At 74.1% G+C, this 21,691-nt stretch carries 22 protein-coding genes; 16 read left to right on the top strand and 6 right to left on the bottom strand.

Annotated elements, in window-relative coordinates:
• Positions 1–19 precede the first annotated feature (19 nt).
• The 8 genes from ACSHWO_RS30420 to ACSHWO_RS30455 all read left to right on the top strand — a co-directional run bounded on the left by ACSHWO_RS30420 (position 20) and on the right by ACSHWO_RS30455 (position 8,161).
• On the top strand, positions 20–583 hold the full coding sequence (locus ACSHWO_RS30420) for a TetR/AcrR family transcriptional regulator (RefSeq protein ID WP_385834243.1): 564 nt from the start codon (positions 20–22) through the stop codon (positions 581–583).
• A gap of 49 nt (positions 584–632) precedes the next feature.
• A complete protein-coding gene (locus tag ACSHWO_RS30425) occupies positions 633–1,253 on the top strand; it encodes a DUF6461 domain-containing protein (RefSeq protein ID WP_361090331.1) in 621 nt (206 codons plus the stop codon).
• Between the two features lie 315 nt (positions 1,254–1,568).
• Positions 1,569–1,985, top strand: coding sequence for a hypothetical protein (locus ACSHWO_RS30430; RefSeq protein ID WP_385834235.1), 417 nt, complete (start codon positions 1,569–1,571; stop codon positions 1,983–1,985).
• Entirely contained in the window at positions 1,982–2,764 is a 783-nt protein-coding gene (locus tag ACSHWO_RS30435) for a transcriptional regulator (RefSeq protein ID WP_361090338.1), read from the top strand. Before ACSHWO_RS30430 ends, ACSHWO_RS30435 begins: the two co-directional genes overlap by 4 nt.
• 92 nt (positions 2,765–2,856) lie before the next feature.
• Positions 2,857–3,285, top strand: a complete 429-nt coding sequence (locus ACSHWO_RS30440) for a roadblock/LC7 domain-containing protein (RefSeq protein WP_361090502.1) — start codon at positions 2,857–2,859, stop codon at positions 3,283–3,285.
• A 110-nt stretch (positions 3,286–3,395) separates the two neighbouring features.
• Entirely contained in the window at positions 3,396–3,770 is a 375-nt protein-coding gene (locus ACSHWO_RS30445) for a hypothetical protein (RefSeq protein ID WP_361090341.1), read from the top strand.
• 178 nt (positions 3,771–3,948) lie between these two features.
• Positions 3,949–7,539, top strand: a complete 3,591-nt coding sequence (locus ACSHWO_RS30450) for a bifunctional glycosyltransferase/CDP-glycerol:glycerophosphate glycerophosphotransferase (RefSeq protein WP_438316903.1) — start codon at positions 3,949–3,951, stop codon at positions 7,537–7,539.
• Positions 7,540–7,678: 139 nt separating this feature from the next.
• The gene (locus ACSHWO_RS30455) at positions 7,679–8,161 is read left to right on the top strand and encodes a VOC family protein (RefSeq protein ID WP_361090346.1); all 483 of its coding nucleotides are present in this window, start codon (positions 7,679–7,681) and stop codon (positions 8,159–8,161) included.
• Between the two features lie 30 nt (positions 8,162–8,191).
• On the opposite strand, the gene ACSHWO_RS30460 is transcribed toward ACSHWO_RS30455, so the two are convergent.
• Positions 8,192–8,917 carry an SIR2 family NAD-dependent protein deacylase gene (locus ACSHWO_RS30460; RefSeq protein ID WP_438316906.1) on the bottom strand — a complete coding sequence of 242 codons (726 nt, stop codon included), beginning with the start codon at positions 8,915–8,917 and terminating at the stop codon, positions 8,192–8,194.
• 175 nt (positions 8,918–9,092) lie between these two features.
• Between ACSHWO_RS30460 and ACSHWO_RS30465 the strand changes: the two genes are divergently transcribed.
• The 3 genes from ACSHWO_RS30465 to ACSHWO_RS30475 are packed head-to-tail and all read left to right on the top strand — an operon-like array spanning position 9,093 to position 11,422.
• Entirely contained in the window at positions 9,093–9,524 is a 432-nt protein-coding gene (locus ACSHWO_RS30465; protein ID WP_385834207.1) for a hypothetical protein, read from the top strand.
• Positions 9,525–9,566: 42 nt separating this feature from the next.
• Complete coding sequence (locus ACSHWO_RS30470; protein WP_438316909.1) at positions 9,567–10,502, top strand: ATP-grasp domain-containing protein; 936 nt, start codon at positions 9,567–9,569, stop codon at positions 10,500–10,502.
• A gap of 32 nt (positions 10,503–10,534) precedes the next feature.
• Positions 10,535–11,422: a GNAT family N-acetyltransferase gene (locus ACSHWO_RS30475; RefSeq protein WP_438316912.1), complete on the top strand. Its 888-nt coding sequence runs from the start codon at positions 10,535–10,537 to the stop codon at positions 11,420–11,422.
• Positions 11,423–11,570: 148 nt separating this feature from the next.
• On the opposite strand, the gene ACSHWO_RS30480 is transcribed toward ACSHWO_RS30475, so the two are convergent.
• From ACSHWO_RS30480 to ACSHWO_RS30490, 3 genes are all read right to left on the bottom strand, one after another.
• Positions 11,571–12,014, bottom strand: coding sequence for a subtilase-type protease inhibitor (locus tag ACSHWO_RS30480; RefSeq protein ID WP_361090361.1), 444 nt, complete (start codon positions 12,012–12,014; stop codon positions 11,571–11,573).
• A 227-nt stretch (positions 12,015–12,241) separates the two neighbouring features.
• Positions 12,242–12,706, bottom strand: a complete 465-nt coding sequence (locus tag ACSHWO_RS30485; RefSeq protein ID WP_385834192.1) for a Crp/Fnr family transcriptional regulator — start codon at positions 12,704–12,706, stop codon at positions 12,242–12,244.
• A gap of 86 nt (positions 12,707–12,792) precedes the next feature.
• A complete protein-coding gene (locus ACSHWO_RS30490; RefSeq protein ID WP_385834188.1) occupies positions 12,793–13,095 on the bottom strand; it encodes a hypothetical protein in 303 nt (100 codons plus the stop codon).
• Between the two features lie 374 nt (positions 13,096–13,469).
• On the opposite strand from ACSHWO_RS30490, the gene ACSHWO_RS30495 reads away from it, so the two are divergent.
• Positions 13,470–16,202, top strand: a complete 2,733-nt coding sequence (locus ACSHWO_RS30495) for a DNRLRE domain-containing protein (protein WP_438316917.1) — start codon at positions 13,470–13,472, stop codon at positions 16,200–16,202.
• A gap of 52 nt (positions 16,203–16,254) precedes the next feature.
• Here ACSHWO_RS30495 and ACSHWO_RS30500 read toward each other — a convergent pair whose 3' ends face one another.
• A complete protein-coding gene (locus ACSHWO_RS30500; protein WP_438316920.1) occupies positions 16,255–16,656 on the bottom strand; it encodes a DUF3224 domain-containing protein in 402 nt (133 codons plus the stop codon).
• A 126-nt stretch (positions 16,657–16,782) separates the two neighbouring features.
• On the opposite strand from ACSHWO_RS30500, the gene ACSHWO_RS30505 reads away from it, so the two are divergent.
• On the top strand, positions 16,783–17,763 hold the full coding sequence (locus tag ACSHWO_RS30505; RefSeq protein WP_385834172.1) for a helix-turn-helix transcriptional regulator: 981 nt from the start codon (positions 16,783–16,785) through the stop codon (positions 17,761–17,763).
• Between the two features lie 17 nt (positions 17,764–17,780).
• On the opposite strand, the gene ACSHWO_RS30510 is transcribed toward ACSHWO_RS30505, so the two are convergent.
• On the bottom strand, positions 17,781–18,239 hold the full coding sequence (locus ACSHWO_RS30510) for a hypothetical protein (protein WP_438316923.1): 459 nt from the start codon (positions 18,237–18,239) through the stop codon (positions 17,781–17,783).
• A gap of 109 nt (positions 18,240–18,348) precedes the next feature.
• Here ACSHWO_RS30510 and ACSHWO_RS30515 point away from each other — a divergent pair, with 109 nt between their 5' ends.
• The 3 genes from ACSHWO_RS30515 (at position 18,349) to ACSHWO_RS30525 (ending at position 21,632) form a co-directional block, all read left to right on the top strand.
• The gene (locus ACSHWO_RS30515; RefSeq protein WP_361090381.1) at positions 18,349–18,669 is read left to right on the top strand and encodes a hypothetical protein; all 321 of its coding nucleotides are present in this window, start codon (positions 18,349–18,351) and stop codon (positions 18,667–18,669) included.
• 957 nt (positions 18,670–19,626) lie between these two features.
• The gene (locus ACSHWO_RS30520; protein WP_438316926.1) at positions 19,627–20,394 is read left to right on the top strand and encodes a peptidoglycan-binding protein; all 768 of its coding nucleotides are present in this window, start codon (positions 19,627–19,629) and stop codon (positions 20,392–20,394) included.
• Positions 20,395–20,555: 161 nt separating this feature from the next.
• Positions 20,556–21,632 carry an RNA ligase (ATP) gene (locus ACSHWO_RS30525; RefSeq protein ID WP_361090387.1) on the top strand — a complete coding sequence of 359 codons (1,077 nt, stop codon included), beginning with the start codon at positions 20,556–20,558 and terminating at the stop codon, positions 21,630–21,632.
• Positions 21,633–21,691: the final 59 nt, after the last annotated feature.

Consider the following 21,691-nt stretch of genomic DNA (forward strand, 5'->3'; position numbering starts at 1 on the left):
ACACCGTCAGGAACCACCCATGCGTCACAACCCCGAGCGCCGCACCGCGTTGCTCGACGCCGCCATCGAAGTCCTGGCGCGCGAGGGCTCGCGCGGCCTGACCCTGCGGGCGGTCGACGCCGAGGCGGGCGTGCCGACCGGGACCGCGTCGAACTACTTCGCCAACCGGTCCCAGCTGCTCGTGCAGATCCTGCACCGCACCCGGGAGCGGATCATCCCCGACCCGGCGGACCTGCCCGCACCGCTGGACGCCAAGGTGCTGCTCATGCTCCTGCTGGAGCGGATGCGGCGCGAGCGCAGCGTGCACATCGCCCACCTGGAGCTGCGGCTCGAGGGCATCCGGCGCCCCGAGCTCCAGGCGGAGCTGGCCGCGTTCCAGGGCGCGGAGCTGGAGGCGAACACCGCCTGGCACCTGGAGTCGGGCCTGCCCGGGGACCGGCAGGGCGTACTGCTGCTGTACCTCGCGATGACGGGCCTGATCGTGGAGGACCTGACCGCGCCGGCGGTGCTGGAGGGCCACCCGGTGGCGGGCATCATCGACTCGATGGTCGACCGACTCCTCCCGGAATCCCCCGCACAGTGAGTATTGTGCCGGTCGGGGGAGTGCCGGCACGATGTGCGGAGGAACGACCGTGGAGAAGACCGGGGACGGAGGCGGAGCCATACGCTGGCTCGCCGACTGGGACGGCTGGTACGTCGGCCTCACCTTCGCCCGGGGCATAGGCCCCGAGGAGCTCGCCCGGCGCCTGGGCGCGCTGCCCGGCATCCGGCCGGGCCCACTGGGCGCCGCCGACGCCTGGACCATGGTCGCCGAGACCGTGGACGGTGACGGCGTGGCCAGGGTCGGCCGGTGGGGCGACTGGTCCTTCGCCGTCGAGCACGGCATGCCGGCGGGCGCCGACCGGCTCGCCGACGTCTCCCGGTGCGGAGCGGAGGCCGTCCACCTCGACCCCCAGCCCGACCATCCACCGAAGCTGTTCTCGTACGCCCGCGACGGCGAGCTGGTCTGCTGCTTCGGCCTCGGCGAGGAGGTCTGGCGCGGCGGCCACCGGCCGGACTACCTGCTCCCGGACCTCGTCGCCGCCGGCATCCTCACCGCCGACGGCTCCTCCCACGCCCACCGCGAGGAGGAGCCCTGCGCCGAGCGGGACCGCCGCACCCTGGGGGTCCTGGAGCGCCGTTTCGGCCTTTCCCTGCCGCGCCGCCTGATCGAGGACGCTCCCCTCCCGGCCTTCGTGACCTGCACGCAGTGACCGGCCGGCCGGGTCGCCCGGGCCGCCCGGGCCCCGGTGGTCCGTGGCGCTCGCGGTCACCCGGACGGGCCATGCGCGTTCGCGTCGGGCGCTCGAATCCCGTGCTGCTCCAGGGCCGTCCCGACCCGGCCGGCGGACCGTGATCAGCATTCCCGATCAGAAGTCGACGGGTTCCGGCCAAGGTGTCGCGCTCTTCTGCGCATGTTCCCGCGGAAAATGCCAGATGGCCCTTCCGGGCTGTGGAACTTGAGTAGGTTCCCTCCTGTCGCGCCGTACGACGTGCACCTCGCACATCCGGTCGGGAGGGGAGCCCGCGTGCCCGGGATCGACGAATGCCTGCTCGAAGCCATGGCCCTGCCTGGTGCGCGCGGGGCCGCGCTGGTCGACTGGAGCAGCGGACTGGCCCTCGGCACCGCCGGGGAGTCGCCCGTCGGCGACCACGAGACCACCGCCGCCGAGACCGCGGAGCTGGCCCGGGCCGCCGCCGAGTACGAGTCCTTCGCGCAGCCCGCCCCGGCGGTCGCGGCCCCCGCGGCCGCCGTCGGCGCCGACGGTCCGCCCGTCGAGGACGTCATCGTCACCACCCGGACCGGATACCACGTGCTCCGCTTCGTCGAGACCAGCTTCGACAGCAGTGTCTTCCTCCACCTCTGGCTCGACCGCGCCGAGGGCAACCTGGCCCTCGCCCGCCACAGACTCAGGGCCCTCGCGGAGGAGCTGGTGCTCAGATGACCGCCTTCGCCACCGCCACCGCAGCCGTCTCCCCCCTCCTCACCCGACTCGCAGCGGAGCGCGCCACCGGCGCCCTGCTCCGCGACCGCGGCACCCTCTTCCTGCAGGACGGCCGCGTCGTCCACGCCGAGAGCCCCGCCACCCCCGGCCTCGACGTCCTGCTCACCACCGGCGGCGGCCTCGCCCCCGAGCGCTGGCGCGAGGCCGTGGACCGGGCCGGGGCCCACGGCCAGGTCGCCCGCTTCCTCGTGGACAGCGGCGGCCTCGCCGGCGGCGAACTGGAGATCTGCCACCTCGCCGCGATCTTCGACGCCGCCTTCTTCGCACTCTCCCCGGGCAGCGGGCCCTCCCGGTTCCGCCGCGGGGCCACCCACTGGATCGGCTCCGTCCGCTCCGTCCCGGCCGCCGCGGTCGAGCGCGAGACCCAGCGCCGCCGGGAGCTCCTCGACGCGGTCTGGCCCTACCCCCAGCTGGACACCGCTCCCGTGGTGCCCCGTGCGGCCGCCCCCGGCCAGACCGTCACCGCCCGCCAGCGGCTCCTGCTGACCCACGCGGACGGCCTGCGGACCCCCGCGGACCTGGCCTGGGTGCTGGGCCGGCCCGCCTTCCACACCCTGCTCGACGTACGACGCCTCGCCGCCGCCGGACTCGTGGAGACCCCGCACCCGCCGGCCCCGGTGCCCGTCGTGACGACCCTGCCCGACTGGATGACCCAGACCCAATCCCCGGACGTGGCGCTGCTCCGCCGGTTACGCGACGCACTGGAGGCAAGCCTGTGAGGCTCCCGCTGCGACCGGCACTGCGCGCCGAGCGCACCGACCGCCCCGAGCGGAGGCAGCCCGAAAGGAGAGGAGCCGACATGAGCACGGCTATGGTGCCCGCGGAGGCCGAAGCCGAGATACTCGCCGAGCTCCGCCGGCTCCGAGCCAGGGTCCCCCAGCTCAGCGGCGCCCTCGCCGGGAGTTCCGACGGCCTGGTCCTCGCCCAGGACAGCGCCGCCACCGAGGTCGAGGCCGTCGCCGCCCTGACCGCGGCCGCCCTCGGCGTGGCCCAGCGGCTCAGCGACAGCACCGGCCAGGGCATGTTCCGTGAACTGCTCGTCCGCGGCGAGCACGGCTACGTGGCCACGTACGCCGCCGGCGACGCCGCCGTCCTCACCCTGATCGCGGAGCCCCGCGTCAACGTGGGCCGGCTCCACCTCGAGGCCCGCCGCTCCAGCCTGCGCATCGCCGAGCTGATCGACCACACCCTCGGGCGCCGCGGACCCGGTCCGGCCCTGCCGCCGTCCCCGTCCGCCTGACACACCCGAAACGACCGCACCAACCGCACACCCGCACCAACAGCACCGACTGCAACCAGCACGCACGCACGCTGCGTGCGCGAACCGTCACAGAAAGAAGGAACCGGATCATGGCAAGTGTGGAGACCGCCCTCAAGGAAGCCACCACCGTCATCGACGGAGCCCTGGGCGCCGCCCTCGTCGACTACGACAGCGGCATGGCCCTCGGCACCATCGGCGGCGGCAAGGACCTGGACCTCAGCGTCGCCGCGGCGGGCAACACCGACGTGGTGCGCGCGAAGGTCCGCACCATGGACATGCTCGGGCTCAAGGAGGAGATCGAGGACATCCTGATCACCCTCGGCAGCCAGTACCACCTGATCCGGCTGCTGAAGGGACGCGGGAGCAAGGGCTTCTTCCTCTACCTCGCACTCGACCGCGGTCGGGCCAACCTGGCCATGGCCCGACACCAGCTCAAGAAGATCGAGAACGAGCTCGAAGTCTGAGCGGACGTTCGGTCGGACATCGACGCCGAGGTGGCGGGCGGCTGAAATCTTTGCCGTCCGCCCCGGCGGACAGCGGCAAATGTCCAGGATGGGGGGACTTTATCAGCCCGTTACCGAGTAGGATGCTCTCAACCTCTGATCATCCAAAGAGTTTGATTCGCTGGAGAACCCGCTACCCATGCCCCCGCGCCTGAGCATCGTCGTCCCCGTCTACAACGTCGAGCTCTACCTCGACGAGTGCCTGGAGTCCATCGCCGCCCAGACGTTCGCCGACTTCGAATGCATCCTGGTCGACGACGGTTCCACGGACAACAGTGCCGCCATCGCCAAGGCCTTCGCCGCGCGGGACAAGCGGTTCCGAGTCGTCATGCAGGAGAACGCCGGCCTCGGCGCCGCCCGCAACGTGGGTGCCCGGCACCTCACCGAGGGCACCGAGTACCTGGCCTTCGTCGACAGCGACGACACCATGCCCGACTACGCGTACGAGCGGCTGATCGCCGCCCTCGACGAGACCGGCTCCGACTTCGCGGGCGGCAACGTCCAGCGCTTCCGCTCCGTCGGCATGCAGCAGTCCTGGGGTCACCGGGCCGCCTTCGCCAAGACGCGGCTGAAGACCCACATCTCCAAGTTCCCGGAGCTGGTCACCGACCGCACCGCGTGGAACAAGGTGTACCGCCGCAGCTTCTGGGACGAGCACGGCTTCCAGTACCCCGAGGGCATCCTCTACGAGGACGCCCCCGTCAGCATCCCGGCGCACTACTTCGCCGCCAGCGTCGACATCCTCAGCGAATGCGTCTACCACTGGCGCGTCCGCGAGACCGGCGAGCGCTCCATCACCCAGCGCTCCACCGACCCGGTCTCGGTCGTCGACCGCGTCACCTCCATCCGCCTGGTCCGCGAGGCCCTCAAGGGCAAGGAGGGCGCCAAGTACGTCCGCTACCTGCGTGACTACGACCACAACGTGCTGAGCGAGGAGCTCCCGCTCATCTACAAGTACGTCGGCGAGGGCGGTCCCGACTTCCGCGCCGCCTTCGTCAAGGAGGTCGGCGGCCTGATCCGGGAGATCGGCACCGCCCCCTGGTCCGGCCTGACCGTCGCCGACCGCCTCAAGGCGTACCTGGCCAGCGAGGGCCGCGTCGAGGACTTCATCGCCCTCACCGACCACCAGCGCAACTACTCCTACAGCGTCCCGGCCAAGGGCCTGGCGCGCCCGCAGGCGGACTACCCGTTCCTGCAGGGCCGCCCGCCGGTCCCCGCCAAGCTCCTCACCCTCGGCTCGCGCGAGCTCCGCGTCGTCAGCCGCCTGGAGCAGGCCGTCTGGAAGGGGGGCAAGCTGCTGCTGCGCGGCTACGCCGTCCCGGGCCACCTCGGCGCCGAGAGCCGCCTCGCCTCCCGCAAGGTGCTCGTCTTCCGCGAGGGCGGCAAGCGCCGCCGCGCGGTGGTCAACACCCGCACGGTCGCCTCGCCGATGGCCACCGTGAACGTCGCGCACCTCGCGCTGCGTCACGCCGACTGGGCCGGCTTCACGGCCGTCGTCGACCCGAGCACCTTCCAGTCCGGTGGCACCTGGCGCGACGGCATATGGACCACCTCCATCGCCGTCACCGGGGCCGGCGGCCTGCACCGCGCCCGCCTCAAGGGCGGCGAGTCCGACAGCGGCCAGAACCCGCCCGCCCACTGGGTGACCCCGGACGTCCGCATCCTGCCCCACATCCAGGGCTCCCTGACCATCCAGGTCGAGGTCGTCCGGGCCCGCGCCCTCGACGTCCGCCCTGCCGGCGACGACGCCGTCGAGATCGCCGGTGAGATCGCCGCCGAGCTCGGGGGCTCCGGCGCGACCCTGCGCGCCGAGCACGTCTCCACCGGCACCGTCCTCACCTTCCCCCTGGAGACCGCCGCCGCCAACGGCTCCGGCCGGGTCCCGTTCACCGTGCGCGTTCCGCTGGCCGACCTGGCCGCCGTACCGGACGGTGAGGTCGCGCCCGGCGAATGGTCCCCCGAGCCGTGGGCCCTCGCCGTCACCGGCACCGGCACCGACGACAAGGGCCACCGCCTCGTGCACGACGAGCGCGGCGGCTTCACCGGCCTGGTCCTCCCGCTGCCCGGCGGCGACACCGGCCGCACCGTCTTCGCCAAGCGCGGCAACACCGGTCACCTGACCCTCTCCGTGCAGCCGTGCCCGCCGCTGATCGACGAGGTCTCCGCCCAGGCTGGCGCCTTCACGCTGCGCGGCCGCTTCGCCGCCGCCACCGACGAGCCGTACGAGCTGGTCTTCCACAACGCGAGCGGCACCGAGTTCAGCTACCCCGTCACCCGTGACGGCGACCGCTTCGAGGCCGTCTTCGAGCCGGTCCTGCCCGAGTCCTACGCCGGCCGCGCCACCCTGCCCCACGGCCGCTGGTGGCCCACGCTGCGCCCGGTCGCCCAGGCGGGCACCACCGCGGGCCTGCTCGGCGTCGACCGCGGCGCCCCCGTCCAGTTCGCGCCCTCCTGCCTGCACGCCGGCCCCGTCGGCCTCACCCTGCACGGCCGCCGGATGCGGATCGAGGCCCGCTTCTACGACCGCATGGCGCTCGTCGCGGACGAGATGCTCACCCCGCACGACCGCTCCCGGTACGCCCAGCGCGTCCTGCGCGACGAGACGTACCCGGCGCGCCGAGCCCTGCCGCTGAAGGACATCGTCGTCTACGACACCTTCCAGGGTCAGGCCGCCGGCGACGCGCCGCGCGCCATCCACGAGGAGCTGGTGCGCCGCGGCGAGAAGCTGGACCACATCTGGCTGGTCCGCGACGGCCGTGCCGAGGTCCCGCCGACCGCCCGCGCCGTGGAGTACGACAGCGTCGAGGCCTGGGACGCCCTGGCCCGCGCCCGCTACTACGTCCTGAACGACAGCGTGGCGCGCCGCTTCCAGCGCCGGGCCGGCCAGGTCGTCGTCCAGACCTGGCACGGCACGCCGATCAAGGAGATCGGTCACGACTTCATCCACGACTACTACACCAGCCCCGACATCCTGGACGGGCTGGAGCACGACAGCGCCCAGTGGTCGCTGCTCGCCTCCCCGAGCTCGTACGCCACGCCGCTCCTGAAGCGGGCCCTCGGCTACAAGGGCGAGGTCATCGAGTCCGGCAGCCCGCGCACCGACGCGCTCGTCCGGCCCGACGCCGAGCGGATCGCCGAGGTCAAGCGGCGCCTGGGCCTGCCCGAGGGCAAGAAGGTCGTCCTCTACATGCCGACCTTCCGGGAGAACCGCGAGAGCTTCTCCGGCGGCTACAAGCTCGACCTGCACATCGACCTCGACGCCGCCCGCGAGGCGCTCGGCGAGGACCACGTCCTGCTGATCCGCGGCCACCACCGCGTCACCGAGCAGCTCCGCGACCCGGTCCGGGACGGCTTCGCCGTCGACGTGTCCCGCTGGCCGGACGCCACGGACCTGCTCCTCGTCGCCGACGTGCTGATCTCGGACTACTGCTCGGCGCTGTTCGACTTCGCGGTCACCGACAAGCCGATCCTGCTCTTCACGTACGACCTCGAGCACTACCGGAGCACGCTGCGCGGCTTCAACTTCGACCTGGAGGCGAAGGCGCCCGGCCCGATGCTGGCGGACTCGGCGAGCCTGATCGAGGCCGTCCGCAACGTCGACGCCGTCGGCGAGGAGTACAAGGAGGCGCGGGCCGCGTTCCGCGCCGAGTTCTGCGACCTGGACGACGGCCGCGCCACCGAGCGCGTCGTCGACCGGATGCTGGAGAAGGGCGCGAACCCGGAGGCCTGAGCCGAAGGAGTGCATTCCAGGCGTTGAACAGAGCCGCCCCGGGCCCACCGATGAACTTCGGGCCCGGGGCGGGTCTGTAGTGGGAGAAGGGGGTGCCGCGGAGCACCCCGTCCGCCCACCGCCCCGCCTGGAGGCAGTCATGAGCAGCAACGGCTTCACCACGTGCCTGTGGTTCGACGGCAACGCGGAGGCCGCCGCCGAGTACTACCTGTCCGTGTTCAAGGACGGCAGGCGCGGCCGGACCGGTCGTTACACCGAGGCGGGGCCCGGCCCGGCCGGCGAGGTGATGATCGTCGAGTTCGAGATCAACGGCCAGAAGTTCGTCGGGCTCAACGGCGGACCGCAGTTCCCGTTCACGGAGGCGATCTCCTTCCAGATCCACTGTGCGGACGAGGCGGAGGCGGACTACTACTACGACACGCTGACCAGGGACGGCGGCGAGGAGTCCGCCTGCGGCTGGGTCAAGGACCGGTTCGGCGTGTCCTGGCAGGTCGTCCCGCCCGGCGCGATCGACCTGGTGGCCGACCCGGACCCGGCACGGGCCGCCCGGGCCACCGCCGCGATGATGAAGATGAAGAAGCTCGACGTGGCGGAGATGCGCCGCGCCGCCGACGCCGCCTGACCGGGCGCCGGGACGGCCCGGCCGTCCGGTTCAGCCGGAGATCCGGGCCAGCAGCGCCGGCAGGGCGGTGCCGATCGGCTCCCGGATCACCTCGGCGGCGAGGGCGTCGTACGGGGTCTCCTCCGCGTTCACGATGATCAGGCGGGCCCCCGCCCCGGCGGCCATCCCGGCCAGCGAGGCGGCGGGCTGCACCTGGAGCGTGGACCCGACGGCGATGAAGACGTGGCAGCCCTTGGCGATGGCCACCGCCTGCGCCAGCACCTCCGGATCGAGGTTCTGGCCGAACATCACGGTCGCCGCCTTGAGGATCCCGCCGCAGGCCGCGCAGGCCGGGTCCGGATCCCCGGCGGCGACCCGGTCCAGCGCCTCGTCCATCCCGGAGCGGGCGCGGCAGGCCGTGCACACCACCTCCCGGGCGGTGCCGTGCAGCTCCAGCACCTTGCGCGCCGGCACCCCGGCCAGCTGGTGCAGCCCGTCCACGTTCTGGGTGATCACCCGCACGGGAGTGCCGCCGCGCTCCAGCTCGGCGACGGCCAGGTGCGCCGCGTTCGGCCGGGCGTCGAGCGCCCCGATCTCGGCGCGCATGCGCCAGGAACGGCGCCGGATCTCCGGATCCGCCATGTAGTACTCGTACGTCACGAGCTTCTCCGCATCGGGCTCCCGGCGCCACAAACCCTGCGGCCCCCGGTAGTCCGGAATGCCGGAGTCGGTGGACATCCCGGCCCCACTGAACACTGCGACGAGCGGCTTACCCATGGGCCCGACCCTACGGACCACCGGGGCCGTACCGCGACCGCATTACGGCCGGCCACGGCCACGGCCTGCCGCCGCCGTCCAGCGGAGCACGTCCCCGCGGTGAATCCCGCCCCCCACAGGAGTGAGATCCGGCCCGGTCCGGCCCGCGCCCCGGCCCGCCGGATACACATCCGGCATGAGACTCACGTCGTACGCGGTCGGCGCCGCGCTGCTCAGCCTGCTCGCGCTGCCGGCCCCGTCCTCCTCCGCCGCCGCGGCCGACCCGGCTCCGGCGCAGGCCCGCCTGCGGCACACCGCCGCCGACATCAGCCGCTTCCTGACCTCCTTCTACGGCAGCCACGGCCCCTCCGCCCACGACCGGTCCCAGCGGGTCTCCCAGCACCTCAAGGACAGACAGGCGCTGAGCCCGGGGCTGGACATACTGCTCTGCGCCCCGCAGGAGCCTCGGGACATCGCCGTCGGGCCGGTGACGGTGGCGCAGTCGGCGAACGTCGGCTGGGCCACGGTCACCACCCACTGGGCCACCGGCACCAGCGACACCTTCACGGCGTACGTACGCCTCGACTCGCAGCCGATCACGCTCGACGACGTCATCTGCGCGGGCTGAGCACCGGCGCGGGGCCGGTCGCCGCACCCGTAGGCTGGTCCCATGCCGACCGCCGTCCTGTACTGCTCCGATCCACTGAACGAGCGCCGGGTCGACGCCCACTTCGCGACGGAGGCCCGGCAGCTGCGCGCCGACGGTGCCGCCGTCCACCTCGTCGACCACGACGCGCTGACCGCCGGCGACGCCGAACGCGCGACCGCCCGCGTGCCCGTGGGGGCCGGACCGCTGCGGTACCGCGGCTGGATGCTCCCCGCCGACCGGTACGCCGAGCTCGACGCGGCCCTGCGGCGGCGCGGCGCCCAGCTCCTCACCGACCCCGACCGCTACCGGCGCGCCCACGAACTCCCCGGCTGGTACAGGACGTTCGCCGGACTCACCCCGGTCAGCCGCTGGCTGCCCACCGGCCCGGGCCAGGCCCCGGCCCCGGAGCGGCTCGCCGCCCTGGCCGCCGGGCTGCCGCCCGGGGCCGCCGTGGTCAAGGACTACGTGAAGTCCCGCAAGCACGAGTGGGACGCGGCCTGCTACATCCCCGACCTCGCCGACCGGACGGCCCTGCACCGGGTGGTGAGCCGGTTCGTCGAACTCCAGGGCGAGTTCCTGGCCGGCGGCGTCGTGCTGCGCGCCTTCGAGCCGTTCGGCGCGCCCGGTCCGGCGCCGGACGCGGCGCCCGGGGAGGTCCGCGTGTGGTGGCGGGACGGCGTCCCGCGGCTGGTCACCCCGCACCCCGACAGCCCGGCGGACGACTTCGGTCCACCGGGCGCGGCCGGCGGCGGCACCCGGCCCGGCCTGCCGGACCTCGATCTTGTGCGGGTCGCCGTCGAGGCACTGGAGTGCCCCTTCGTCACCACCGACCTCGCGCTGCGCGCCGACGGCGTCTGGCGGGTCGTCGAAGTGGGTGACGCACAGGTGAGCGATGTCCACCGGGACGTCGATCCGGCCGCCTTCACACGGCTGTTGACGGCCGATCGGCGCCCCTGACGGCCCGTCGCGCATCTGGTACAACACGGCACATGACGGGATTCGAGATCACCGGCGCGAGCGCCGCCGACATGGAACTGATGCGCACCTGGGCCGATGCCGAGGGCTGGAACCCGGGCGACTCCGACCGGTTCGCCGTCGCCGTCGCCGACCCGGGCGGCTTCCTCATCGGCCGGGTCGACGGCGAACCGGCCGCCTGCATCTCGGCCGTGCGGTACGGGTCGGGCTTCGGGTTCATCGGCTTCTACATCGCCGCCCCGGCCTTCCGCGGCCAGGGGTACGGGATCAGGCTCTGGGACGCCGGCATGGAGCGGCTCGACGGGCGGCTCATCGGCCTCGACGGGGTGGTCGAACAGCAGGACAACTACCGCAAGTCCGGCTTCGTCCATGCCTGGAACAACGTCCGCCACGAAGGCCGGCCGCAGCGTTCCGGCGCGGGCGGCCGGGCCGCGGCGACGGGCTCCGGCCGCGGCCCCGGCGCAGGCGGGGTCGCGGTGGTCGATGCCGCCGCGCTGCCCTTCGGCCTGCTCGCCGCCTACGACCGGCGCTTCTTCCCCGAGCCCCGCGACTCCTTCCTCTCCGCCTGGACCGCCCTGCCCGGCCGGACCGCGCTCGCCGCCGTCCGCGACGGCCGGATCGAGGGATTCGGCGTGGTCAGGCCGTGCAGCGGGGCCTCGCGGATCGGCCCGCTGTATGCCGCCACCCCGCAGATCGCGGCCGCCCTGCTGCAGCGGCTCGCCGAGCACACCCCGGACGGAGTGGTCGCCGTGGACGTGCCCGACGCGAACCCGGCCGCCACGGAGCTCGTGACGGGCCTCGGCCTCGTCCCCACCTTCGAGGCCGCCCGCATGTACACGGGCCCGGCGCCGGACCTCGAACTGTCCGGGCTGTACGGGGTGACGAGTCTCGAACTCGGCTGACACCCCCGGACGGCCGCCCCGACGCGCCCGGGGCCGGGCCGTCACCGTTGCGGCCCGACCCGGCCCCGCGTTCGACCTCGGCGGCAGCGATCCGCAGTGACCCGGGCGGCGGTCGCACGGCGCCGCCCGGTCCACCCGGCGCGCCCGGTCAGAAGTCGAACAGGGTGCCGCTGCTGTGGCGCAGCGCGCACGGGTTGGCGAAGGTGTACGAGTAGCTGATGCGCCGGCCCTTCCAGACCCCGTCGGCGGTGACCGTCATCGGGTTCCACTCCCGCGTGCAGTCGACGTTGGGCAGCGGTTCGGCGAGGACGTCCAGCCGGTCGGCGTGCGCCCGCAGTTCGGCGCACGCGGCGGCCGGGGACGGGTGGGTGCCGCGCGGAGAGGGCGAGCAGGACAGCGTCACCGCGCGCAGGGGTGTGGCGTACCCGGGGTCCGCCCCGGTGCTGACCACGAGGACGAGGGCGGACGGTGCGTACACGCTCTCGGTGCCGGTCGGTGCGGCGTCGGCGGTTCCGGGCCAGGCCAGCGCGGTGAGCGCGGTGAGCGCCATGGCGGCGGAACCGAGGCCGAGACTCCGTGCGATGGACCGCATTTCGAACTCCTTGAGGTGGGTGCTTCGGATAGCGGACAGGAGTCTTGCCGACCAGCGCGTTGAACGCCCGTTCGCACCGTGATTTTCCGTCACCGATCGTAAGCGAATGTATGCAGTCCGCAGCCGTGCGACGGCGCTGACCTGTGCGGGAGCGCGCCGCCGAAACGGCCGAACACACGCGCTGAAACCTTTGTCCGGGGGCCCTGGCCGGGTGGTTTACCGGGCTGTCACGAACCGGCGGCGGCGTGCGGGGCGTACAGGTCGAGCAGCCGGGTGCGGGTCTGCTGGAGGCGCATCGCGAGGACCCGTCCCACCCAGTGCCCGATGGCGGAGCCGAAGGTCGGGTCGGCGTCCATGAGCATCCGCACGGAGGTCGCGTCGAACTCGTAGGCGCGTACGGGGGTCATCGCCTCCGCGCTGAGCTGCCAGACGTACGGCGGGAAAAGCCAGGACCAGCCGACGAGCTCCCCGGGGCCGAGGTTCTCGACGGGGGCGGGCCGCCGGCCGCCGGACGCGGGGATCTGCAGGGTCACCGTGCCGGAGCGGACGATCCAGAAGGACTCGGACGGCGTGCCCTCGTCGAAGATCCGCGCGCCCTCGGGAAAGTTGACCTCGCGGGCGTGGGACATCAGCCGGCCGCGGTGTTCCGGGGAGAGCACTGCGGCGATTCGGATGGGGGAAGGTGTGCTCACGACGGCCTCCGATCAGGGCCCCCCGCTACCCCCAGTGTGGCCGACATCCGCGCGATTGCGGCCGGTGGCGGCGCCACCGTTTGCCGTCAGTCCTCGGCACCGGCCTCCAGACAGGCCAGCTCCATCGCGTCGAGGACCGCCTCGTGGCTGCGCCGGCTCAGCTCGGCCACGTTCTCGATCTGCGCCGTGGCCCAGGACGCCAGCGTCATGACCAGGACCCGCAGTCCGTCCGTGCCGTACTCGGCGAGGATCTCGTCGGCCACGGCCATCGCGTCCTCGGGCACCCGCTCGGGCGGCTCCAGCCCGGCGAGGCCCCGCAGCATCACCAGGGTGCGGCGGGAGATCTCCGGGGTCATCCTCGCCAGCCGCAGGTCTTCTTCCTCGTCCACCGGTTCCGCCGCCTTCCCGTGCCCTCGCCCTGCCTGTCCGTTCCTCCACGGCACGGTAGAGGCCGACGGCCGCGCGCGCGTGGTTTTCGGCCCGGCCGCCTCACGGAAACCGGGGGGCGTACGGGTTCCCCGGATGCCGACCGGCCGGTAACTTGTCCGCGGCGGTCGCCCGTCCCCGGCGGCCCTGCTCTGCCGCCCCCTGCCGACCCCCTGACCGCCGTCGAGCAATTTCGCATCCAATACGCCAAGTGTGGTGAACGGACCGGCGAATCGGCCTAGGGTGCGCCCTACCGACGGCCGGGCGGGACGGCGCCCCGCTCCGGCCGCCACCGCACCGCGCACAGCGATCGGATGCACACCCAACTGGGGGTCTCATGCACAGATCCAGAGGGCTGGCGGCCGCGCTCGCCCTGTCTCTGGCCGGGACCGCCGCGGGGGTCGGTCTCGGCCTCCTCCCGCAGGCGGCAGCCGTCACCCCACCCGTGGCCTTCACCGCCGACGCCCTGCCCACCTGGCAGCCCGACGGCGTCGTCTGGGCCCTCGCCGAGGCCGGCGGTACGGTCTTCGCCGGCGGCACCTTCTCCGCCGTACGGCCGCCCGAGGGCGGCGCCGGCACCGAGCAGCCCGCCGTGAACTTCGTCGCGCTCGACGCGGCGACCGGCGCCCCGACCTCCTGCCGACTGTCCTTCACCATCGGCTCGGGCACCGCCACCGTCCGCGCCCTCGCCCTGTCCCCGGACAAGAAGACCCTCTACGCCGGCGGCTACTTCGGGGCGGTCAACGGCACCCCGGTCTCCAGCCTCGCCGCCGTCGACGTGGCCACCTGCACGGTGAACACCTCCTTCCGCCCCGCGTTCGCGGCGACCGTTCGGGCCCTGGCGGTCACCGGGGACACCGTCTACGCGGGCGGTGACTTCCTGACCGTCGCCGGGCAGCCGCGCGAGCGGTTCGCCGCCGTCGCCGCGTCCGACGGTGCGCTGAAGCCCTTCCGGGCCGACGCGGACGAGCCGGGCCGGGCCGTCGAGGTCACCCCGGACGGCCGGGGCGTCATCCTCGGCGGCGACTTCTTCACCGTCAACGGCACGAACACCCACGCCCTGGCCGTCGTCGACGCCGCCAGCGGCGCGCTCACCCGGGCGTACCCGAACTTCATCGAGACCAACTCCGTCGTCAAGGACATCGCGACCGACGCGACCGGCTTCTACACCGCCAACGAGGGCACCGGCGGCGGCGTCTTCGACGGCCGGATCGCGCTCGACCTGGCCGGCTTCGGCCAGCGCTGGCGCGACACCTGCCTCGGCGCCACCCAGGCCGTCCTCCCGTACCAGAACGTGCTGTACAGCGCCTCGCACGCCCACGACTGCTCCAGCGTCGGTGAGTTCCCCGACGGGCAGCGCCACCACCTGCTCGCCCAGCCGACCGCCGGCACCGGCAAACTGGGCTGGGCCCCGGACACCAACGACGGCATCGGCGAGGGCATCGGCCCGCGCGTGATGGCGGTCGGCTCCCGCGGCGGCGTCCAGTACCTCTGGGTCGGCGGCGAGTTCACCACCGTCAACGGGGCTGCACAGCAGAGCCTGACCCGCTTCGCCTCCACCGGGGACACCGGCGCGCCGACCACCCCCCTCGCGAGCGCGGCCAGCTTCCGGCCCGGTGAGGTGCAGGTGCGCTGGCGCACCGGCCTCGACCTCGACGACAGCACCCTGACCTACCGGATCCACCGCAACGGCGTGGCCACCCCGATCGCCACCGTCACCGCCGACTCGCTGTTCTTCAAGCGCCCGCAGGCGTCCTGGACCGACACCACGGTCACGCCCGGCCAGACGTACACGTACCGGGTCAGCGCCACCGACGCGGCCGGCAATACCAGCGCACTGTCGGCGACCGCCACCGTGACCGTGCCGCTGTCGGCCGACGCGTACGCGGACCGCGTCCGCTCCGACGGCGCCCAGCTGTACTGGCGCTACGACGACACCGTCCTGCCGTACGCCGCGGACTCCTCGGCCGGGGGCACCGAGAACGGCGTGCACCTGGGCGCCCCGTCCCTGCGCCAGAGCCCGGCGGCGGTCTCGGGAGCGAGCACGGCGATCGGGTTCAACGGCACGGACACCCGCGTCTACGGGGACCGCCGCCAGACCGTCGGCAGCAGCTGGTCCGTGGAGACCTGGTTCAGGACCGGCACCACCCGCGGCGGCAAGCTCGTCGGCTTCGGGAACAACCAGACCCGCGGCAGCAGCCAGTACGACAAGCACCTCTACATGACCAACGAGGGACGCCTCGTCCTCGGCGTCTACACCGGGGCGACCCGCACCCTCACCACCGCCGGCAGCTACAACGACAACAGGTGGCACCACGTCGTCGGCACCCAGGGCCCCGGCGGCATGGTCCTGTACGTCGACGGCGTGCAGCAGGGCACGCTCGCCGTCACCACGCACGAGAACTACTCCGGCTACTGGCACGCCGGCGGCGACAGCCTCGGCGGCTGGCCGAACCGCCCCACCAGCGAGTTCTGGGCCGGCCAGCTCGACGAGACCGCCGTCTACGGCAGCGTGCTGAGTGCGGCGCAGGTCCGCGACCACTACACCCTGGCCTCCGCCCCCGCCGACACCGTCGTCCGCGTGACCGCCGCCGAGGACACGTACGCGAACGCCGGTGCCCCCGACGGCAACTACGGGACCTCCGGTTCGCTCGCCGTGCGCGGCACCCCGCTGTACCAGAGCCACCTGCGCTTCGACCTGCCCGCCGCGCCCGCGGGCACGGTCCTGAAGTCGGCCGTGCTGTCGGTGAAGACGAGCACGATGAGCGGGGCCGGGACCACCGACACGGTGTCGGTGGTCCCGGTCACCGGCGCCTGGACGGAGAGCGGGACCACGTACGCCAACCGGCCCGCGCTCGGCGGCCCCGCCCTCGGCAGCTTCGCGGGCATCCCCGACGGCTCGGCCGTAGACACCACGGCCCTGTCCACGGCGGCCGTCGGAGCCGCACTGGGCACCGCCTACAGCGTCGCCCTGACCGGATCCGGCACGGACGCGCTGTGGCTGTGGTCCTCCGAGGCCCCGGCCAACGAGGGGACACCGCAGCTCACGCTGACCTTCGGCGCCCCGTAACGGCCGCGGCGCCGGCCGCGCCGGCCGGGGGAGTGCGTCCGCACCCGCGTCCTCACAGGTCGTAGGTGAGGACGTACTCCACCGAGGTGTCGCCGTGGCGGCACTCGAACGACCCCGAGCCCGTCAGCCCGGCGAGCTCGCCCGTCCCCGACCCCGGAACCACCTCGAAGCCGCACCGGGTGCCGCCGGCGTCGAACGTGCCGTCCTCCCGGAGCACGAAGGCCCCCTTGCGGCCGTCGAGGCTGCCCGACAGCAGCTCCAGACCCGTGTACGAGCCGATGTTCTCCCCCGTGTACGTGATCGTGTAGGTGCAGGTCGTCGCCTCCGCCTCGATGCCCCCGGTGAAGGAGTTCACCACCGTGGAGCGGGCGATCCGCGGAACGGAGTCGGCCGCGCCGACCGGCTGCTCCTCCCAGCCGGCGAACGTGAAACGACCCGTGGTGCGGACGGACATGGGGAACCTCCCGGTGCTCGACGAGCCGGGCGGGATCCAGTTCCCCGCCCGGCACGGACACCAGCCTGTCCGGGATACCTGACACCCTCCGTCAGGTATCCCGGACGCACTGCGGACAATGGCCCCATGCGCGCCGACCGCCTCCTGTCCCTGCTCCTGCTGCTGCAGAACCGCGGCCGGATGACCGCCCCGGAACTCGCCGCCGAGCTGGAGGTCTCCGTCCGCACCGTCTACCGGGACGTCGAAGCCCTCGGCGCCTCCGGCGTCCCCGTCCACGCCGACCGCGGACCCGCCGGCGGCTACCGGCTGATGGACGGCTACCGCACCCGCCTCACCGGTCTCACCGACACCCAGGCCGACTCCCTCTTCCTGACCGGTACGCCCGGCCCCGCGCAGGACCTCGGCCTCGGCGCCGACCTGGCCGCCGCCCGGCTGAAGCTCCAGGCCGCCCTGCCCACCGCACTCGCCGACCGGGCCCGGCGCATCGAGGGCCGCTTCCACCTCGACGCCACGGCCTGGTTCCGGGACGCCGACCCCGTCCCGCACCTGGCGCGGATCGCACAGGCCGTCTGGGACCAGCACGTCCTGATCGTCCGCTACCGCCGCTGGAACGGCGAGGAGCGCGCCGGCCGCTCCCTGCACCCCCTCGGGCTCGTCCTCAAGGGCGGCATCTGGTACCTGGTGGCCACCGGCGCCGAGGACGGCGACGACCGGGTGCGCACCTACCGGGTGTCGCGGTTCCAGGACGTGGCCACCGGCCCCGGAGGGTTCGCCCGGCCGCCCGGCTTCGACCTCGCCGGGTACTGGGAGGAGTCCGCCCGCCGCCTGGACGACGCCCTCCACCACCAGACGGCCCTCGTCCGGCTCTCCCCGCGCGGCCGGCGCCTGCTGCCCATGCAGTTCGGGGCGGCCGGCACCCGAGCCCTCGCCGACGCCGAGCCCGCCGACCCCGACGGCTGGGTCCTCGTCCGCCTGTCCGTCGAGACCCAGTCCGTGGCCGTCGGCGACCTTCTGCGGCTCGGCACCGAAGCCGAGGTCCTCGGCCCGCCCGAGCTGCGCCGCGCCCTCGCCGACACCGTCGCGGCACTCGCCGAGCGGTACCGGTGAGCGCGGCCGCGCCGCGGTCAGCGCGGCGGTTCCACCTCCAGGAAACGGCGCCCGCGGGGACCGCGGTACAGGAGGCAGACCCAGCCCAGCGCCTCCAGTGCCGCCGCGCAGGCTCCCAGCCGCTCCCGTTCCTCCCGGGCCGCGCCGCCGCCCGGCGGGCCGACCCAGGTCACCTCGACCCGGCCGCCCGGCGGCGGGCCGGCCGCCACCCGGTAACCGGTGCGCGTCCGCCGGCCCTCCGCGTCCACCGCGGACGCCGGAAGACCGGCCGCCTCCAGTGCGAGCGCCACGGCGCGCGGCATCTGCCGCAGCTCCCACGCGGCCGGGGCCGCCGGGCCCGTCCCGCCGTCCAGCACGCGCCGGATCTGCAGCAGGCCCTCGTACGCCGTGCGCACCTCGCCCGCCCGCTCGGCAGTGGCGGGCACGGCCGGCCCGTCACCGGTCGCCGGCTCGAACCGCTGCCCGGCCGGGGCCATCGTCCACCTCCTGAGTGCGCCGCATGAGTACGCGGTATGAGTACGTCACGGCCAACTCCTGAGTATCCGCCCCGATTCCCCGGCGGCCCGCCGCTGCTGGAATGGCGGCATGACTTCCGACGCCCCGCGCGGTGCGCACTGCCCGCCCAGCTCCCCCCGCCCGCGCCTGCAGCAGGTGACCGTGGCCGGTTCGGCCCTGGCCGTGGCGCTGCTCCCGCTCGTGGTGGGCGTCCTCGTGGCCAAGGGCATGGCCGCCGACCCGCACACCCCCGTCAACGCCCTCATCACCAGCGGGGGCCAGCGGGCCGGCCTGCCCCGCGGCGAGTGGCGCCGGCGCGGCCGCACCACGATGAGCCGCCTGCGCACCGTCCGCCACCACACGGTCCGGCGCTGCGCGGCCGTCCGCTCCCGACGCGCCTGCGCCCCCTGAGCCCGGACGGCCCGTCAGCGCCCGTTCTGCCGCATGCACAGGTCCACGATCGACGGCGGCACCGCGCCCTCCACCGCCGCGCACGGTTCCTCCCCACCGGATGCCGGCACCGGCGCCGGCCGCGGCTCGGGTGCGGGGGAGTGCTGCTGCCGCAGGGCGCGACGGGGCGAGGGGCCCTGCGGGTGCGCCCGCCGGGGCGCGGCCGGGTCCACGGGCCGTACGGCGGACGTCCGGCCCGCAGCCCGGGCCGGGGCGATGGCGGCCGCAGGGGACGGCGGCCGCTCCGGCAACGGGGCCGGCTCCCGCTGCGCGGACTGCGGCCGGGACCGCGCCGGGGGGGCCGCGGCCGGTGTCGGCCGGGGCGGACGTGCCGCGCGGGACGGGTCGCGCGATGGCACCTGGGTCCCGGACGGCGGGGCGGACGTACGCGTCGGAAGCGGACCGCGCGGTGCGGGCGGAGGCGGTGGCGACCCCATCGAGGCACAGCCGGTGCTCGCGAGCAACGCGACGAGGGACAGGGGAAGGGCCCGGCGTAGCTGCATTCGACCACGATGCCGCACCGCCGGGCCGACACGACCGCCCCGTTCACACGTCCGAGGGATGTCGTCGAACGCCTGCCCGCATCGGTGTCCGGCGCGCCGGACGGATGGGGCAGTTCGGACAGGAGGCTTGACCGCACCCGTCCCGGGCGGCAAGAGTGCGCCGGTCAGGCAGACAAGAGGACCACCGTACGAGTCGCACATCGGAGACAGCCCAGATGCCCCTACCGGTTCGCTTCCCGCGTGTCCCGGCAACGCCCCGCGGCGCCGGCCTCCCGGCCGCCGCCCGGACGGCTCCCGCTCCCGTTCCGGTTCGCGCCGCGCGGCGGCGCACTGCCTGACCGGCGCAGGGCGCCGGGTTCCGGCGGGCGGTACCCCCACCGCCGCACGGATCCCCGCCCCGCCCCGGGAGACCACCGTGTCCCACCACCCCGATGACAGCGGGCCCGTCCCCGAGGCGCCCCCGCTCGCACCCGCCCACCCGGCCCCCGTGGCCGACCCGACCCTGCCCGTCCGACCCGAGCCCGGGCCGTGGCCGGAGTCCGGCCGCGCCGCGGCCGCGTTCGACGCCTCCTGGTCCGCGCACGGCCCCGAGAAGCCCGAAGACGCCCCCGAACCCGGGTCCGACACGTCGCACGGCGCCGCGCGGTCCGGCCGACGGCACGCCCGCCGGGGCCGCCCGGAGGGCCGCCGCAACCGGCTCCCGTGGGCGGCGGGCTCGCTGCTCCTGGTCGGCGCGGCCGGCGTCCTGGCGCTGTGGCCGGGCGACTCCGAACCGGAGAACGATCCCTCCGTACGACGGCCCGACCTGTCCGTCCCGGTACTCCCCGGAGCCAATCCCAGCACCGGCGAAAGCCCCTCGTCGACCCCGTCCGCACGGGCCACCGCGACCTCGTCGGCCGCGGCCAGTCCGTCCGCGAGCCCCTCCGAGAAGCCGCCCGCGCCCAGCCGGTCGGCGTCCACACCGCCCGAGCAGCACCAGACGCTGCGCATGGGCGACCAGGGCCCGGAAGTGACCGCCCTCCAACAGCGCCTGCAGGGGCAGGGTTTCACGTACGTGCACATCACCGGTGTCTACGACGGCCAGACCAAGCGCGGTGTCGCCCAGCTCCAGCGCGACCGGGACATCAAGGGAGACCCGACGGGCACCTACGGGCCGGCCACCCGGGCCGCGTTCGGCATCTGACGCCGGTGCCGTGACCGGAAAGGTCCACCGACGCACCGCACCGGACGCCGCGAGCCGCCAAACCCTTCCGGACACAGCACTAGCACCAAGAAAACCGGTGGACCAGCGGAAATGCCCCGACGGACAGTGGGCGGCGTCCACGCACACCAAAGGAGCCGCCGATGTCCACCCTACGGGTCACCGTCGAGGAACTGACCGTCCACGAGCACCCCAACGCCGACGCGCTGGAGCTGGCGCAGGTGGGCCTCTACCGCGCCGTCGTCGCCAAAGGCGCCTACCGCACCGGCGAGTTCGCCCTCTACATCCCCGAACAGGCCGTCCTGCCCGCCGCGTTGATCGAGGAGCTCGGTCTGACCGGCCGGCTCGCCGGCTCCGCCGCCGACCGGGTCCGAGCGGTCCGGCTGCGCGGCGAGCTCTCGCAGGGCCTCGTCTGCCGGCCGCGGGCGCTGGCCGACGTCGACCTGGCGCGCGCCGCCCGGGAGAACACGGACTTCGCGGAGTCGCTCGGCATCACCAAATGGGTCCCGCCGATCCCCACCACCATGAGCGGGGACGTGGAGGCCGCCCCCGACCTGCTGCCGTGGGTCGACATAGAGAACCTGCAGCGCTACCCGCACATCTTCGAGGCCGGCGAGCAGGTCGTCCTCACGGAGAAGCTGCACGGCACGGCCTGCCTGATGACGTACCTCGCCGGCGACGGCACCGTCCTCGTCTCCTCCAAGGGCTTCGGCTCCAAGGGCCTGGCCCTCAAGGACGACGAGCGCAACCTGTACTGGCGGGCCGTCCGGGGCCACGGCGTCCCCGAGGTCGCCGCGAAGCTCGCCGCCCGGCTGGGAGCGACCCGGATCGGCGTGTTCGGCGAGGTGTACGGGTCGGGCGTCCAGGACCTGGCGTACGGGGCGACCGCGCGCGCCGCCGACGCGCCCCCCGGGTACGCCGTCTTCGACGTGTCCGCCGAGATCGACGGACAGGTGCGCTGGCTGGACCCCGCGGAGCTCTTCGCGGACGGCGAGCTGCCCCTCGTACCCCGCCTGTACGAGGGCCCGTACGACCTGGACACCGTCCTGGAGCGGGCCACCGGCCGGGAGACCGTCTCGGGCCGCGCCGTCCACATCCGGGAGGGCGTCGTCATCCGCCCCGCGGTCGAGCGGTACAGCCCGGTCGTCGGCGGCCGGGCCATCGCCAAGGCGGTCAGCCCCGCGTACCTGACACGCAAGGGCGGCACCGAGTACGAGTGACGCGCGTGCCCTGACGCGGTGGCGCCGTCCTCTCGTGGTGAGATGAGCCACCGACGGTT

Source organism: Streptomyces pallidus (ex Mingjun et al. 2026), assembly GCF_051550185.1.
In the GTDB taxonomy this organism is placed as follows: domain Bacteria; phylum Actinomycetota; class Actinomycetes; order Streptomycetales; family Streptomycetaceae; genus Streptomyces.